The organism is Buchnera aphidicola (assembly GCF_900128725.1).
Taxonomy (GTDB): domain Bacteria; phylum Pseudomonadota; class Gammaproteobacteria; order Enterobacterales; family Enterobacteriaceae; genus Buchnera_F; species Buchnera_F aphidicola_K.
This window is the reverse complement of record NZ_LT667500.1, coordinates 101,286-118,011: the sequence shown is the minus strand read 5'-3', so window position 1 is coordinate 118,011 and position 16,726 is coordinate 101,286. Positions and strand designations below refer to the sequence as shown.

General features: G+C 28.5%; 10 protein-coding genes. 6 read left to right on the top strand and 4 right to left on the bottom strand.

Features of this window, described 5'->3' with window-relative positions; translation table 11 throughout:
• Positions 1-360: 360 nt before the first annotated feature.
• Both dnaK and dnaJ read left to right on the top strand, forming a co-directional pair.
• A complete protein-coding gene (dnaK, locus tag CINFORN2912_RS00505; RefSeq protein WP_075433713.1) occupies positions 361-2,277 on the top strand; it encodes a molecular chaperone DnaK in 1,917 nt (638 codons plus the stop codon).
• A gap of 140 nt (positions 2,278-2,417) precedes the next feature.
• On the top strand, positions 2,418-3,557 hold the full coding sequence (gene dnaJ, locus CINFORN2912_RS00500; RefSeq protein ID WP_075433712.1) for a molecular chaperone DnaJ: 1,140 nt from the start codon (positions 2,418-2,420) through the stop codon (positions 3,555-3,557).
• Between the two features lie 83 nt (positions 3,558-3,640).
• Here dnaJ and rpsT read toward each other — a convergent pair whose 3' ends face one another.
• Positions 3,641-3,901 carry a 30S ribosomal protein S20 gene (gene rpsT / locus CINFORN2912_RS00495; RefSeq protein ID WP_075433711.1) on the bottom strand — a complete coding sequence of 87 codons (261 nt, stop codon included), beginning with the start codon at positions 3,899-3,901 and terminating at the stop codon, positions 3,641-3,643.
• A gap of 532 nt (positions 3,902-4,433) precedes the next feature.
• On the opposite strand from rpsT, the gene ileS reads away from it, so the two are divergent.
• The 4 genes from ileS (at position 4,434) to carB (ending at position 12,788) form a co-directional block, all read left to right on the top strand.
• The gene (gene ileS / locus CINFORN2912_RS00490; protein ID WP_075433710.1) at positions 4,434-7,274 is read left to right on the top strand and encodes an isoleucine--tRNA ligase; all 2,841 of its coding nucleotides are present in this window, start codon (positions 4,434-4,436) and stop codon (positions 7,272-7,274) included.
• 239 nt (positions 7,275-7,513) lie between these two features.
• Complete coding sequence (gene dapB, locus CINFORN2912_RS00485; RefSeq protein ID WP_075433709.1) at positions 7,514-8,347, top strand: 4-hydroxy-tetrahydrodipicolinate reductase; 834 nt, start codon at positions 7,514-7,516, stop codon at positions 8,345-8,347.
• 90 nt (positions 8,348-8,437) lie between these two features.
• A complete protein-coding gene (carA, locus tag CINFORN2912_RS00480; protein WP_075433708.1) occupies positions 8,438-9,571 on the top strand; it encodes a glutamine-hydrolyzing carbamoyl-phosphate synthase small subunit in 1,134 nt (377 codons plus the stop codon).
• Positions 9,555-12,788 (top strand): carbamoyl-phosphate synthase large subunit, encoded by a 3,234-nt coding sequence (gene carB / locus CINFORN2912_RS00475; RefSeq protein ID WP_075434227.1) that lies wholly within the window; start codon positions 9,555-9,557, stop codon positions 12,786-12,788. Before carA ends, carB begins: the two co-directional genes overlap by 17 nt.
• A gap of 269 nt (positions 12,789-13,057) precedes the next feature.
• Here carB and rsmA read toward each other — a convergent pair whose 3' ends face one another.
• The 3 genes from rsmA to nfo form a co-directional block, all read right to left on the bottom strand.
• On the bottom strand, positions 13,058-13,864 hold the full coding sequence (rsmA, locus tag CINFORN2912_RS00470) for a 16S rRNA (adenine(1518)-N(6)/adenine(1519)-N(6))-dimethyltransferase RsmA (protein ID WP_075433707.1): 807 nt from the start codon (positions 13,862-13,864) through the stop codon (positions 13,058-13,060).
• A 1,333-nt stretch (positions 13,865-15,197) separates the two neighbouring features.
• Positions 15,198-15,494 (bottom strand): 50S ribosomal protein L25, encoded by a 297-nt coding sequence (gene rplY, locus CINFORN2912_RS00465; protein ID WP_075433706.1) that lies wholly within the window; start codon positions 15,492-15,494, stop codon positions 15,198-15,200.
• A 101-nt stretch (positions 15,495-15,595) separates the two neighbouring features.
• On the bottom strand, positions 15,596-16,465 hold the full coding sequence (nfo, locus tag CINFORN2912_RS00460; RefSeq protein ID WP_075434225.1) for a deoxyribonuclease IV: 870 nt from the start codon (positions 16,463-16,465) through the stop codon (positions 15,596-15,598).
• Between the last annotated feature and the right edge of the window lie 261 nt (positions 16,466-16,726).

Genomic DNA, 16,726 nt, shown 5'->3' with positions numbered 1-16,726 from the left:
AAATCTTTAATTAAATTAAAAGCATCTAAATTACTATAATACGGTATAATATGGTTTACTAAATATAAATATATTTATATTATAACATTTTATAATTAAAAAAGTGATAATTTTAAATTCACCGGACTGACTTTTATAAAATACAAGTCAAAAAGTGATTGGAGATACTCTATTTTTCATCAGGCGATAATTATATTTTTTGTTTTCCCCTTGATGCTGTATAAACTGACCCCATTTTATTAATATTATCTATTTATAAAAATTTTAGCTTGTATTTAAAAATATTTTTAACTATGTTAATAATAGGAACTGAAAACGTAAAGTAGAATCTATCAATATAATTACTAGGAAAATACATTTATGGGAAAAATTATTGGAATAGATTTAGGAACTACAAACTCTTGTGTTGCTGTTATGGATAATAATAAAGCCAAAGTATTAGAAAACGCAGAAGGAGAGCGCACCACTCCATCTGTTATAGCATATACAAAAGAAAACGAGATTCTTGTAGGACAACCGGCAAAACGTCAATCAATAACCAATCCTCAAAATACATTGTTTGCTATAAAACGATTAATGGGAAGGAAATTTCTAGACGAAGAAGTTCAACGTGATATCAAAATCATGCCATATAAAATTGTTTCGTCTAAAAACGGAGATGCGTGGTTAAAGGTTAAACAAGAAGATATTGCTCCACCACAAATTTCTGCAGAAATTCTTAAAAAAATGAAAAAAACTGCTGAAGATTATTTGGGCGAAACAGTTACTGAAGCCGTTATTACAGTGCCGGCATATTTTAACGACGCTCAAAGACAGGCAACTAAAGATGCTGGTAAAATCGCTGGACTGCAGGTCAAGCGTATCATTAACGAACCAACAGCAGCTGCCCTAGCATATGGATTGGATAAAGGAAAAGGAAATAGAACTGTAGCTGTATATGACTTAGGAGGAGGTACATTTGATATTTCTATTATTGAAATCGATGATGTAGATAAAGAAAAAACTTTTGAAGTGTTATCTACTAATGGAGATACTCACTTAGGCGGAGAGGATTTTGATAATCGATTAATACACTTTTTAGTTTCAGAGTTTAAAAAAGAACAAGGAATCGATTTGAGAAATGACCCACTAGCAATGCAGAGATTAAAAGAAGCTGCTGAAAAATCTAAAATTGAATTATCTTCTGCCCAACAAACAGATGTTAACCTACCTTATATTACAGCTAATTCTACAGGCCCTAAGCATTTAAACATTAAAGTCACTCGAGCAAAATTAGAATCATTAGTAGAGGACTTAATTGTCCGATCTATCAAACCTTTAAAAATAGCACTACAAGATGCAAAATTAAAACCATCAGATATCAATGATGTCATCTTAGTTGGCGGACAAACCAGAATGCCGTTAGTACAAAAACAAGTAGCAGACTTTTTCGGCAAACAACCAAGGAAAGATGTAAATCCAGACGAAGCTGTAGCTATTGGAGCAGCTGTGCAAGGAGGAGTACTCTCTGGTACCGTAAAGGATGTTTTACTATTAGATGTCACTCCGTTGTCCCTAGGTATTGAAACTATGGGAGGCGTTATGACCCCTCTAATAAATAAAAATACAACGATTCCAACTAAGCATAGCCAAACTTTTTCAACAGCTGAAGATAATCAATCGGCCGTAACGATACATATATTGCAGGGAGAAAGAAAAAAAGCATTAGACAATAAATCACTAGGACAATTTAATCTAGATGGCATTCAAGCAGCTCCAAGAGGAGTGCCTCAAATAGAAGTTACTTTTGATATTGATGCAGACGGTATTTTACATGTATCAGCTAAAGACAAAACAACAGGAAAAGAACAAAAAATAACTATACAGTCTTCTTCGGGGTTAAAGGAAGAAGAAATTAAAAAAATGATTGCAGAAGCTCAAGAGAATTCAGAAAAAGATTTACAATTTGAAGAACTGGTTAAATCTAGAAACCAAGGAGATCAGATTTCTCATAATGCTAAAAAACAACTGCATGAAAATAAAGACAAAATTGATCAAAATACAAAATCAGAAATCGAAAAATCTCTACAAGAGCTAGATTTTTCGCTAAAAGGCGAAAATAAAGAAGAAATCGATAAAAATATACAAAACGTATTACAGCATACTCTAAAACTAACAGAAACTTCCCAGAAAAATACAACTGAAACACACTCAAAAACAAAAGATGATCTAAAAAAAGATAATGACAACATAGTAGATGCAGAATTTGAAGAGGTAAAAGATAAAGACAACAAATAAAATAAGATACAGATTCTGCTAATGACATTTTATTGCACTCAAAATAGAATTATTATTCTAAATCTAACCTTATGTAAAGGGTGTAGAAAAATTTTATCTACACCCATTAACACACCTTATTCTGAGAATAACAATAAACCATGACACAAAAAGATTATTATAAAACTTTAAACATTTCTAATACAGCAAATGAACTCGATATCAAAAGAGCATATAAAAAACTTGCAATTATGTATCATCCTGATAGAAATCAAGGCAATAAAGCAGCAGAAGAAAAGTTTAAGCAAATAAAACAAGCCTATGAAATTTTAAGTGATCCGAAAAAAAGAACCGCATATGATCAATATGGACACGCTGCTTTTGAGCAAAATAATAATTCAAATAATTTTCATGGCAATTTCACCGCTTCAACATCAGATTTTAATGACATTTTTGGCGATGTATTTAGTGATATATTTGGAAGCAATCAATCAACTGCTCAAGAAAAAGGATCAGATTTACAATATAATCTACACCTTACTCTCGAAGAAGCGGTACAAGGAACAACCAAACAAATAAACATTCCTACATTAGAGACATGTCAAGCCTGTTATGGATATGGATCAGCTCGTGGAATAAAACCATCTTCTTGCTCTACCTGTAACGGTCATGGTCAAGTACAAATGAGAAAAGGATTTTTTACTGTCCAACAAGAATGTCCTACTTGTCGCGGTTCTGGAAAAGTAATCAAAAACCCATGTAAAGTATGTTATGGGCAGGGAAGAATTAAAAAATCAAAAAAATTATCTATCAAAATTCCAGCCGGAGTAGATAATAATGATCGCATTCGACTTAATAAAGAAGGAGAAGCGGGCAAGCATGGAGCAACAGCTGGAGATTTATATATCCAGATTACTGTTAAAAATCACCCTATTTTTAATAGAGATGCAAACAATTTGCACTGCGAAGTACCGATTAATTTTGCTGTAGCTGCTCTTGGAGGGGAAATAGAGGTGCCTACTTTAAAAGGAAGAGTGAACCTTAAAATACCCTCTGAAACACAGTCAGGAAAATTATTTAGAATACGTGGAAAAGGCGTTACTTCGGTACGAAAGGGGTATCAGGGAGACTTATTTTGTAAAATAAAAGTAGAAACTCCAGTAAATCTCAATGAATTTCAAAAAAAATTGTTATTCCGGTTAGGAAAAAGTTTTGGTGATTTTAAAGATAAAAACCATAGTCCTCAATCTAAGCGATTTTTTGATAGTGTAAAAAAATTTTTCGATGACCTTACTCAATAAGATTTATAGTAAGAGGGTATTGCTATCTATATTTTGTAAATAGAAGCAATACTTATTTCTAACAAAAATTTAATACATAAATATTACATTCTTTGAATACTTTTAATTAATCTAGACTTATGTCTAGCTGCTTTATTAAAATGTAAAATTCCTTTTACAGAATATCTATCTATAATAGACTGTAGCAAAGAAAACGCCTGATTAGCTTTTGCTTTATCTTTTTTTTGAATGAACGAATATACTTTTTTAATAAATGTTTTAACCTTAGAACGTTTACTTGCATTCAGCTTACGACGTTTTTCAGATAACAGCGCATGTTTTTTAGATGATTTAATATTTGCCATAATAACTAGAAACCTCTAGAATAGATTATTTAGATAATTCTTTTCATGTTTAACAACATAATAAAAAATTTATTCCTGAAAACAATTTCATTGTCATATTTACTCAACATTATTTTTGTACTATTCTTTAAAATATAAAACAAAATATATAAAAATAATGTGTACGTTATATTTTACAACATATTACAATATTTAATTTAAAATAATACGAAACTTTATATAAAAATATTAATATTTTTCACAAAAAATATCCGTGTTAGTATTATGACACTATATTGTCACAAAATATTTTTTATTAAAAGCACATGTTATGTATAGACGCGATCCGCGGATTCCTCTATCAAAACATGTTATTTATTTTAAATAAAAAAAATTAATATATAGAAATAATAATAAAAATATATATGTATACTTTATACTAGAAAAGATATAAAAAAATATTTATTATATATAAAGAAATGTTATGAAAATATACTAAAAACATTTTACAAATTATAATAGAATATATATTCTAATTTATCACGAGCTACATATGAAAAATATTAAAAAATCTTTAAATTTACCTCAAACTACCTTTCCAATGAAAGCCAATTTAGTTGAAAAAGAAATTAAAATATTGAAAAAATGGAAATCTGAAAAATTATATGACGTTATAAATAACAATAATAAAATGAAAAAATTTTTTTTCTTGCATGATGGGCCGCCATATGCTAACGGTGATATTCATATAGGCCATGCTGTTAATAAAATCTTAAAAGATATTATTTTAAAAACCAAGCGTATGTCTGGATTTTTTGCGCCATATATTCCTTGCTGGGATTGCCATGGATTACCGATTGAGCAAAAAGTTGAACAACTATTAAAAAAAAAAACTATTCATTTTCATGAAAAAAAAATATTTCGTGAACAATGCCGAAAATATGCACTCAGTCAAGTTAAAAAACAAAAAAAGGATTTCATTCGATTAGGTGTTCTAGCTGATTGGAATCAATCTAATTTAACAATAAACTATGAAAATCAAGCTAATACTATTTCTGTTTTAGCTGAAATAGTTAAAAAAAAATATATATATAGGGATCTAAAGCCTATTTATTGGTGTTTTAATTGTCAATCTGCCCTAGCAGATGCAGAAATAGAACATAAACGAAAAAAAACTACAGCCATTTATGTCTTATTCAAAATAATTAATTGCATACAGCTTGCTAAATTATATAAACAAAAAAAAAATGTAGAAAAAATTGTCTCTAATGGTATTTCGATAATTATTTTTACTACTACACCATGGACATTACCAACATGTCAAGCAATTGCTCTTAATCCTTATTTAAGCTATGAACTTCTGCAAATAAAAGAAAAATATTATATTTGTGAAAAAAAATTAATTAATAATATAGTTAAAAAAAATAAATTAAGTAAATATAAAACATTAGGATCAGTAAAAGGTAAAAAATTAGAATTTTTAAAATGTTCGCATCCTTTTCTTAATATTCAGGTTCCTTTGATATTATCCAATCATGTATCCAGTGAATTGGGAACAGGCGCTGTACATATGTCACCCGATCACGGATATGAAGATTTTATTGCATGCAAAAAATATAATATTTCTCCCCAAAAAATAGTTAATTCATACGGCATATATCAATTGCCAAATAACGAACATTTAAACAATATTCATATCTTTAATAAAGAAAATTTAATAATTAAATTATTAAATAACCACAATCAATTGTTTTTTTCTGAAATTATTAATCATAAATATCCTCATTGCTGGCGCCATAAAAAACCAGTAATCTTTCGCGCAACTCCTCAGTGGTTTATTAAAACATCTAATCTCTTTTTACAAAAAAAAACATTAAAAGAAATTAAAAAAGTTTTATGGATGCCTCAGTGGGGGAAACATAAAATGAAAATTATGTTAAAAAATAGACCTGATTGGTGCATTTCGAGGCAAAGAACTTGGGGTATTCCGATTCCATTTTTTATACACCGAGAAACTGGAAAATTGCATCCAAAAACTATTCAAATAGTTCAAAAAATAGCAAAACAAATTAAGTTATACGGTTATAATATATGGTGGGAATCAAGTACTGAGAAATGGTTAAAAGAAGAAGCGCCCATGTACAAAAAAAGTTGTGATATTTTAGATGTATGGTTTGAATCAGGATCCAATTATCAACTAAAAATATATCAACACAACGCTGTAAAGAAACAGAATTATGTCGCGGATCTATACTTAGAAGGATCAGATCAACACCGAGGATGGTTTATGTCGTCCCTCATTAATTCTGTCATTACACAAAATAGAGCTCCGTATCAATCAGTGATTACCCATGGTTTTGTCGTTGATAAAAACGGACAAAAAATGTCTAAATCTTTAGATAACAGCATCAAACCGCAAGATATTATTCAAAAATGGGGAGCGGATATTTTACGATTATGGGTAGCATACACCAACTATACCAGCGATATATCTATTTCCAACGAAGCATTTAAACAAATATCCGATCATTACAGAAGAATTAGAAACACAATAAGATTCTTGTTTTCTAATATTTTTGACTTTAAGCCTGACCAACACGGTATAAAATATAAGCAAATGTTATATTTTGATCAATGGATTATAGGTATAACATATAAATATCAAAAAAGCATCATTCATTATTATAATGCTTATAATTTTCACAAAGTAGTACAAAAAATAATTAAATTTTGCTCTATTGAATTAGGATCCTGTTATTTAGAGCTAATTAAAGATCGTCAGTATACTATGCATCATAGTAGTTCTGAGCGACGTAGCAGTCAAACTACAATCTTTTATATTCTCCAATCTCTCGTTAGGTGGATTGCTCCGATATTATCTTTTACAGCAGAAGAAGCTTGGAGTTTATTGTCGAAAAATAAAGAAAAATCTATTTTTACTACAAAATGGTTTAAAAAAATAAAACCTCTCTCTGAAAATATTCCTTATAATTTTATTTTTTGGAAAAAAATATTTTCTATACGAAATGCTGTAAACAAATTTATTGAACAAGAAAAAAAAAAAAATATTATTAACAATTCACTAGAAATACAATTAGCTTTGTATGTGGATAAACAAGTCTTTCAATTATTATTATCTTTAAATACTGAGTTAAAATTTATCTTTTTAGTTTCAAGTACTCAATTGCACCGATATTCTTCCGCTCCGAAAACAGCATATAAAAGTCGTATTATCCCGAATTTTAAAATGATTATTAAAAAAAATCTGAAACAAAAATGTCCTAGGTGTTGGAATTATACGCAACCCAATAATTATAAAAAAAATACTCTTCAAATATGTACGCGTTGTATACAAAATACTACTAAAAAAAGAAAGACACATATTTTTTTATAAAAAATACATATTAAAAATATTATAAACTTTAGTTATATTTATCCTGATTTGACCCAAAATATTCTATCCAAATAAATAGATATAATAAAATTGATCAAAGCACAAACTATTAAACAAAACTAAATTCCAAGTATTAATTCCGAGCACATAAAAATATAAAAATACAAATATTATATATAATAAATATTATATATATAAAAAATCTTTACTACATCGCCTCAAGAAATAGGACTTATAAAATGGAAAAAAAAATAACTAAGGTAGCTATAACCGGAGCACGCGGTCGAATGGGAAAACTACTTATTAAAGAAATTCAAAAAAATAAATATATTCACTTACAATATGCGCTAATCAATAATATGAACCAATCAGATAATACAATAAATAATAAAAAAATTCTTGCCAATCATACAAAACTCTTTACAACATTAAATAATCTTAAAAAAAAAAAATATATTCTCGATTTTGATACATTAATTGACTTTAGTGAACCACAATCAACGTTAAAAATGATAAAATACTGTGTAGAAAATAAAAAAAATATTATCATTGGAACAACGGGATTTAATGATACACAAATAACCCAAATTCACGAAGCATCTAAGAAAATACCGATATTATTTTCTGCTAATTTTAGCATAGGAATAAATATTATTCATAATATACTCAAATATATTTCACCTATATTAGGGAACCAAGCGGATATAGAAATTATTGAATCTCATCATAGAAATAAAAAAGATGCTCCTTCTGGAACTGCTTTACAATTGGGTAAAGTTATTTCACACACCATGCAATGGGATTTCAAAAAATCTGCTATCTTTTCACGTTATGGAAATACGGGAGTAAGAAAAAAAAGAAAAATTGGCTTTTCTTCTATTAGAGAGGGAAACACTATTGGCGAACATACTATATTATTTTCTAATAGGCACGAAAAAATTTCTATTACTCATACAGCTACATGCCGATCTACCTTTGCAAAAGGGGCTCTGAAAGCGGCAATATGGATACATAAAAAGAAAAAAGGCTTATACAGCATGTCCGATGTTCTAAAAGATAATTCAAGTCTATAAAAATTAGGTAAATTAGTATTTTGCAACATATTCACTTCATGCCAATAAAGAAGAAAAATATTATATAAAGTTATGACCTAGGAGAATGTTTTGACAAAATTAGCACAGCTAGTATTAGAAGACGGAAACATATTTACTGGAATTAACGCGGGTATTACAGGAGAAACAGTAGGTGAAATAGTCTTCAATACCGCTATGACCGGGTATCAAGAAATACTAACAGATCCATCGTATTCTGGACAAATTATTTCATTTACCTGTCCTCATATTGGCAATGTTGGCGCAAATGTAGAAGATGAAGAGTCTTGTCAGATTCAAGCCAACGGTATTATCGTCCGCTCTATCTCCCCTATTGATAGTAGCTTTCGAAGTACAGAAAATTTTCATCAATATATTAAAAAAAACAAAATCGTTGCTATATCGGATATTGATACAAGAAAATTAACACGAATTTTACGGGAAACTGGATCACAATTTGGATGTATTCAATCTGAAGAGTTTATTCATATTAAACGCGCTTTTCAAAATATAAAAAATTATAGAAAAAAAATAGAATATCATTCTATACCATCAGTTGGAGTAACTAAAACTCAGGTTTGGCGCGATATAAGCGACAAGGATATATATATAAAAAAAAAATTTCATGTTATTGTATATGACTTTGGCGTTAAAAAAAATATATTGAACATTTTAAAAAAAATGAAATGTAAAATCACATTAGTTCCATTTGACACACCTGCAAATGAACTAATATCTTTAAAACCATCAGGAATTTTATTGTCTAATGGCCCCGGAGACCCTAGATCTTATACAAAAACAATTCTCAATATAAAAGCCTTATTAAATTATAATATTCCAATGTTTGGAATTTGTCTAGGTCATCAAATTTTGGCATTATCCCTTGGAGCTCAAATCATAAAAATGAAATTTGGACACCACGGATCCAACCATCCGGTACAAAATATATTTACTAAACGCGTCTTTATTACTTCGCAAAATCACAATTTTACTATTAACCCTAATACTATACAAAAAAACATGTTAGTTACACATATCTCTTTATTTGATCAGTCTATTCAAGGTATTGCCTTAAAAAACCATCCGTCTTTTAGCTTTCAAGGGCACCCGGAATCCAGTCCTGGAACTCATGATATTCAAATGTTATTTGATATTTTTACTAAAAATATGCTTGAACAGGAAAATTTATATGCCAAAAAGAAATGATATACAATCTATATTAATTATAGGAGCGGGTCCGATTATAATAGGACAAGCGTGTGAATTTGATTACTCCGGGGCGCAAGCATGCAGGGCATTAAAAGAAGAAGGGTACAAAGTACTCTTAATTAATTCTAATCCCGCAACAATTATGACTGATCCCGAAGTAGCTGATATTACTTATCTTGAGCCCATTAATGTAAATATTATTACTCAAATTATAAAAAAAGAAAAACCCGATGCCATTTTACCTACTATGGGGGGCCAAACAGCCCTTAATTGTGTATTACAGTTACATCAAAAAAATATTTTAAAGAAGTACAACGTAGAACTCTTAGGGACAACCATTGAATCCATACAAAAAGCTGAGAATAGGTTTTTATTTGAGAAATCTATGCAAAAAATTAATTTACAAACAGCAAAATGCGGTATAGCTCACACCCTCGAAGAGGCAAAAATAATATTAAAATCTATTGGTTTTCCATGCATTATCCGACCATCATTCACAATGGGTGGTAGCGGAGGAGGAATTGCTTATAATAAAGAAGAATTTATTAAAATTTGTATGCGAGGATTAGAGTTATCGCCAATATCTGAGCTATTAATTGATGAATCATTAATTGGCTGGAAGGAATACGAACTAGAAGTAATGCTGGATCAATCAGAAAACTTTATCGTTGTATGCACAATCGAAAATATGGATCCTATGGGCATCCATACTGGGGACTCCATTACAGTTGCACCAGCTCAAACCTTAAGCGACAAAGAATATCAAAATATGCGTAATGCAGCTATTTTGATTCTTAAGGAGATTGGCTTAAAAAATGGAGGATCAAACGTACAATTTGCTGTTAATCCAAAAAACGGAAATATGATTGTAATAGAAATGAATCCACGAGTATCGCGATCATCTGCTCTGGCGTCTAAGGCAACGGGGTTTCCTATCGCTCGTATTGCTGCTAAACTAGCTATAGGATATTCGTTAGATGAATTGACAAATAAAATTACAGGAAAAAATACGCCTGCAGCTTTCGAACCCTGTCTTGATTATGTTGTTGTCAAAATACCTCGATTCGATTTTAAAAAATTTCACGGATGCGATGATCGATTAACCACGCAAATGAAGTCTATTGGGGAAGTTATGGCTATCGGTCGAACATTTTCTGAATCCTTACAAAAAGCCATGCGGAGCTTAGAAACAGGATCTACAGGATTTGATATCAATATCGCTAATCAAAATATGCCATATAATATTTTAAAAGAAAAAAAAATACATTATGAACTCAAAGAAGCCGGCCCAGAAAGATTATGGTATATCGGAGAAGCATTTAGATTGTTGTGGACTATCAAAAAAATAAAAAAATTAACAGGTATAGATACTTGGTTTTTACAACAAATTAAAAATTTAATCACTATAGAAGAAGGCACAAAAAAAATAAAAATACGTGATTTAAACTTAAAAAAATTAAAATTTTTAAAATCTCAAGGATTTTCAGATTTACGAATTGCTCAGTTAATTAATGTCAAAGAAGATGTAATCCGGAAACTCCGACAATCAATGAACTTACACCCTGTATATAAGCGCATAGATACATGTTCTGCTGAATTTGCAACAGAAACAGCATATATGTACTCTACTTGGGAGGATGAATGCGAATCCTTACCTACCGAAAATAAAAAAAAAATTATTATCCTAGGTAGCGGACCCAATAGAATCGGTCAAGGTATCGAATTTGATTATTGTTGCGTGCATGCGTCTCAAATATTGAAAGAAGACAAATATGAAACCATCATGATTAACTGTAATCCAGAAACAGTCTCTACAGATTACGATATTTCTAATCGCTTATATTTTGAACCGATAACACTAGAAGCAATCCTAGAAATTGTAAGAATAGAAAAACCTTTAGGAGTTGTTATTCAATATGGCGGACAAACTCCACTAAAATTAGCTAAATATTTTCAAAAAGAAGGAATTAATATCTTGGGAACGCAACCTCAAAATATTGATATAGCTGAAAATAGAAAAAAATTTCAAAAAATAGTCAAAAAATTGAAATTACTGCAACCCATTAATGATACTGCTGATAATATAAAGGAAGCTCTTGAAAAATCTGATTCTATCGGATACCCTATTCTTGTCAGGCCGTCATACGTTTTAGGGGGTCGTGACATGGAAATTATCTCTACCAATAGTCAGTTAGCCCGATATTTTTCAAGACGTAAAGACAAATCAATTCATCCAACCGTTCTATTAGATCAATATTTAGATAATGCTATAGAAATAGATGTTGACGCTGTCTGTGATGGAAAAGAGATATTTATCGGTGGGGTGATGGAACATATAGAACAAGCTGGAATCCACTCAGGTGATTCTGCTTGCGCATTACCCGCCTATACTATAAGTTCACACATAAACAAAAAAATACAAAAACAAACCAAAATTTTAGCTATTAAGTTAAAAGTACTAGGCTTGATAAATATTCAATTTGCTATCAAAAAAGAACAAATATTTGTCTTAGAAGTTAATCCGAGAGCATCGCGAACTGTTCCTTTTATCTCCAAAGCCATCGGAATTCCGTTAGCAAAAATAGCTATGCGAGCTATTTGTGGGCAAACCTTGTCACAACAAGGATATAGCCAGACAATTGTTCCTAAGCATTATTCAGTCAAAGAAGTAGTGTTACCATTTAATAAGTTTCCAGAAGTAAATCCCTTTTTAGGTCCAGAAATGCGATCTACTGGAGAAGTAATGGGCATTGGAAAAAATTTTTCATTAGCTTTTTATAAAGCTATGCTGGGGACCGGAATCAAACTTAAAAAAAGAGGAATAATATTATTATCTGTTGCAACGTCTGATAAAAATTCAATTATTAATCTAGCGGTACAAATAAAAAAATTAAATTTTGATATTGAGGCTACTAAAGAGACTCATCTAATATTAAAATCTGCAGGAATATATACTACGCTAGCCAATAAACTTAACGAAGGAAGACCCAATATAGAAGATTATATAAAAAATAAAAAATATATTTATATCATAGATACATCTGTAAATAACAAAAAAAATAAAAAAATCTATGAAATTCGAAAAAACGCATTAAAACACAAAATACATTTTGATTCTACGTTAAACGGAGCGTATGCTACTGTCTCTACTTTTCAATATATTGGAAAATATCCTATAACATGCTTGCAAGATCTACACAAAGAAATAAATTAATTTATTTCTTTTCTATCAATACATTATATAAACTTTCACTTTATCAATATATTAAATGATTTATTAATACACCAATACCGGAAAAATTATGAACAAACAAACAATAAAATACACCACTAGTCGCAGATATTTACATTTCATAAACAAATTATTACCTTTATAATATAAATATTTTTGATTATGGTCACTTTATACGTGATTTTCTGTTTCATAATCACAACGCGAAAGATAATAATTCCTAAATTATTGATGAAAAAAAAATATATATACTATCTTTCTCGTTTTAAAAAATAATTTACCAATAAATAGTATTGATGCACTGAAATATTTTCTGCTCGTGCCAACGGGTTAATCGTTACTTTTAATAATTCTTTTTTCGAAAACAAGAGAGATAAATTTTTATATAAAAGTTTTCTCCTATGTTGAAAAGCTTTCCGGGTAATTAACTGTAACGCAGAATAGTGCTGTAATGTCTCATCTCGATTATACTTATAATAAGGTTTAAATTTTAAAAAAATTGAGTCTACTTTCGGGGTAGGAAAAAAATTATGCTTTTGAACACGTAAAATAGGAGTTATAAAATAAAAATATTGCGCCATAATACTTAATCTCCCATATTCTTTCGTTCCAGGCTTCGCTATGATTCTGTTAGCTACTTCTTTTTGAAACATAAAATGTATATCGAGAATGTTATTATGATAGGGAGTAATATATAAAAAAAAACTAGTAGAAATACCATACGGTAAATTACCTATAAAACGATACAGAATATTTTTCTGTAAAGAAAAAAAAAGCTGGAAATCAAATTTCATAGCATCAATTAAAATAATATTTAATTGTTTGCTATATTTGCATTTCGATAAAAAAAAAACAATTCTTTTATCTATTTCCAATACCGTAATATTAAAACGAACAATATCACATATAGGAAAAGTTAAAGCCCCAAATCCAGGCCCTATTTCAAAAATATTATCATCATGGTGTAAGCCGATTTTTTGTATTATCTTATCAATAATATCTTTATTTATTAAAAAATTTTGTCCTAATCGTTTAATAGGCCGATTTTTTATATACATCTCGCAATTATTTCCTTACTAAAATTTTGAGTACATCATAATAAATAGTAATTATAACTATTATGCTACAGTAGTCTTAATCCATATAAACTCAATTATACAGATCATATTTAATAATCAAATAAAAGCTTCTGGTCCTTAATGAAATTACTTTTTTCTGCACAACGAAATAAATAAGCGTATATCTTTTTTTATCTATAAAAATAAAATTTATCATGTATTGCATCACTCTAACTATGTTGTTTTCTCTTTTAAAAAAAAAGAAACCTTATTTTATTTAAATGCCATACAGAATTAACTATATATATACCATAAAAATATTGACGAACGAGAAAATAGTCCGTCCGGATATATTATTGTATATAACTATCTGTTACTCATAAATTATTCAATATTTTAACTTTATTCATTTTTATATCATCGCTGTAACGCTATCCAGTCAAAATATATACCCGGTGTAATATTATAAAAAACCCATACATTACCCTAGAAAATAAAAAATTATTTATCACAACACATAGAATGTGTGTGTGATCTAATTAACGATATCATCCGTTAATTTTTAATTAAATAGATAAAAAAATATATTTATATCCGCGTGAGTAAAAACATGATCAGAAAACATTTAAACGCACGTAACTCTTCAACAACGATTAAAATCACAATAATTTATGTATTAAAAAATTATTGATTTCTGTAAGCTTATAATTAAAAATTTTATAAATATTTTTTCTGAATACCGTTAATGATATTTTAATACTCATAACATTGTTTATAAAAAAATTAAACTATCTGAAGAACTTATAGTCGGATACATTATAAAAAAAACACTGTTATAATTAATCTTTTTTTTCTTATATGACACAAATGTAGCAGCTAAATTTTTATTCCGGTTAAAAAATGTTTCAAAATATATATCTAACATGAATACATTTATCATGAAAATTATTTAATACAAAAATCATTAAATACGATATATCAATGTATTTATTAGTGAATTATTTTAAACGCTTTATTGTAAAAAATCACATGTTCTAAATATCTTAAGCGTCTTTTTCAACCTTAAAATACCTTTATTAAAAAATATAGCTAAACAAGAGATACTTTTTTTTTCTTTTTTTTTTTTTACAAAAAAAAATAATACTTTATTAATAAGCAATAGTCGGCACGAAAAAATTTTGTCAATCTTTTATTCAATCAAGAAAAAAAGAAAAAATACGTGCCGATAACAAAATTAATGACAATAGTAATTAAAAAATACCGTATACACAAAAAACCTAATAAACCTTTAAGTAAACCGAAAAAATCAACACAATACAAATTATTTTCTAAACTAAATACATAAAAAATCTATATGCAGTAATATTGGTTTAAACGCATGATGCTGAATATCTTTTGCTGTAACATAAAATTCCTCTTTTTCTAAACGTATTAATAATCTAGAAGCATTCAAAAAATTTTTTTTATATAAATCAAAAACTTTTTCATGTTCTAGTAAAATTAATAACCCTCTTTTTTTTACAATTTTTTTCCCATATATTATTGCTGGAACCTGATGATTCACTCGACGAACATATCGACTATTATTAGTACCTATTTTTAAACGATCAACTGCTTGTAATGTTATCACGTCTATATTCCTTTTTTTTAAAATAAAACAATAGTATAATTTATATTTATACAAATTATTAGCTGCGAATAAAAAAATGTTTTTAGGAATAAAAACTATTATTATGCGTCTAAGATGCTAAAGCTACATAATAGTGATTGTTTTTTTAACCATAAAATTTCATTTTTCCATAAACTACTATCTTTCGTTTCTAAAATTATTGGGATCTCTTGCAATTCTAGCATCTGAACAATGCGCGAAAAAACATGCTTTTTTATTTTTCCACATCCTAAATTATGATGACGATCTAATCTACTATTAAATGATCCTTTTGAATCATTCATATGAATGCCTAATAAATATTTAAAACCGATCAAACTATTAAATTGTTTAAACGTATATAAGAAGTTTTTCATATCATTCAACTGATACCCTGATACAAACAAATGACAAATATCTAAGCATATCCCAATTCTTGATTTATCTTCTATTTTTTTAATGATAAATGCTAAATGCTCAAAACAATACCCTACATTACTTCCTTGGCCAGCTGTATTTTCTAAAACAATGATTACCCGCTTTGTTTTGTTTAGTATCATATTAATAGAGCTAGAAATATTTTCTAAACACTTTTTTTCTGTAATTTGACGCAAAGAACTTCCAGGATGAATATTAATCATTGTTAATCCTAATTCATAACAACGATAAATTTCTTGCATAAAAGCTTGACAGGATTTTTTTCTCATTTCTTTATTCGGATGACCTAAATTAATTAAATAACTACTATGAGGTAAAATTTGAGAAGAAAGATACTTATATCGCTTACAGGAATTACGAAAATTATCAACTGTGCTCACAGTTAAAGGTTTATGGCACCACCTTAAATGATTGTTAACAAATAAAGAAAAAGCCGTCGCTCCTAATCGATAAGCTCGTGATACAGATTTTTCTAATCCCCCAGAAATACTCACATGAGCTCCTATATATTTTATCATAGCTGATTACTTCTCTTTAAAATAAATATGTATTATTGAAAATAAAGATAGAATACCTAGATTACTTTTATTATAATCATGACAAGTAAAATAATAAAACATTGTTATTTTATAAAAATTACTTAATTATGATGTATTAAAAATATATTTCCAAAGATATCATGGTTTATTTAACTATACCGCTATTATAGTATGTTACTAACATAATTTAAAAATATAAATATCTATATTGTTCTTTTTAAATCGATAAAATACTAT

Bases quoted from the DNA above. Each gene is read 5' to 3' on its own strand.
- carB (WP_075434227.1), top strand. From the start codon at position 9,555: ATGCCAAAAAGAAATGATATACAATCTATATTAATTATAGGAGCGGGT.
- dnaJ (WP_075433712.1), top strand. From the start codon at position 2,418: ATGACACAAAAAGATTATTATAAAACTTTAAACATTTCTAATACAGCA.
- rsmA (WP_075433707.1), bottom strand. From the start codon at position 13,864: ATGTATATAAAAAATCGGCCTATTAAACGATTAGGACAAAATTTTTTA.
- ileS (WP_075433710.1), top strand. From the start codon at position 4,434: ATGAAAAATATTAAAAAATCTTTAAATTTACCTCAAACTACCTTTCCA.
- dnaK (WP_075433713.1), top strand. From the start codon at position 361: ATGGGAAAAATTATTGGAATAGATTTAGGAACTACAAACTCTTGTGTT.
- dapB (WP_075433709.1), top strand. From the start codon at position 7,514: ATGGAAAAAAAAATAACTAAGGTAGCTATAACCGGAGCACGCGGTCGA.
- rpsT (WP_075433711.1), bottom strand. From the start codon at position 3,901: ATGGCAAATATTAAATCATCTAAAAAACATGCGCTGTTATCTGAAAAA.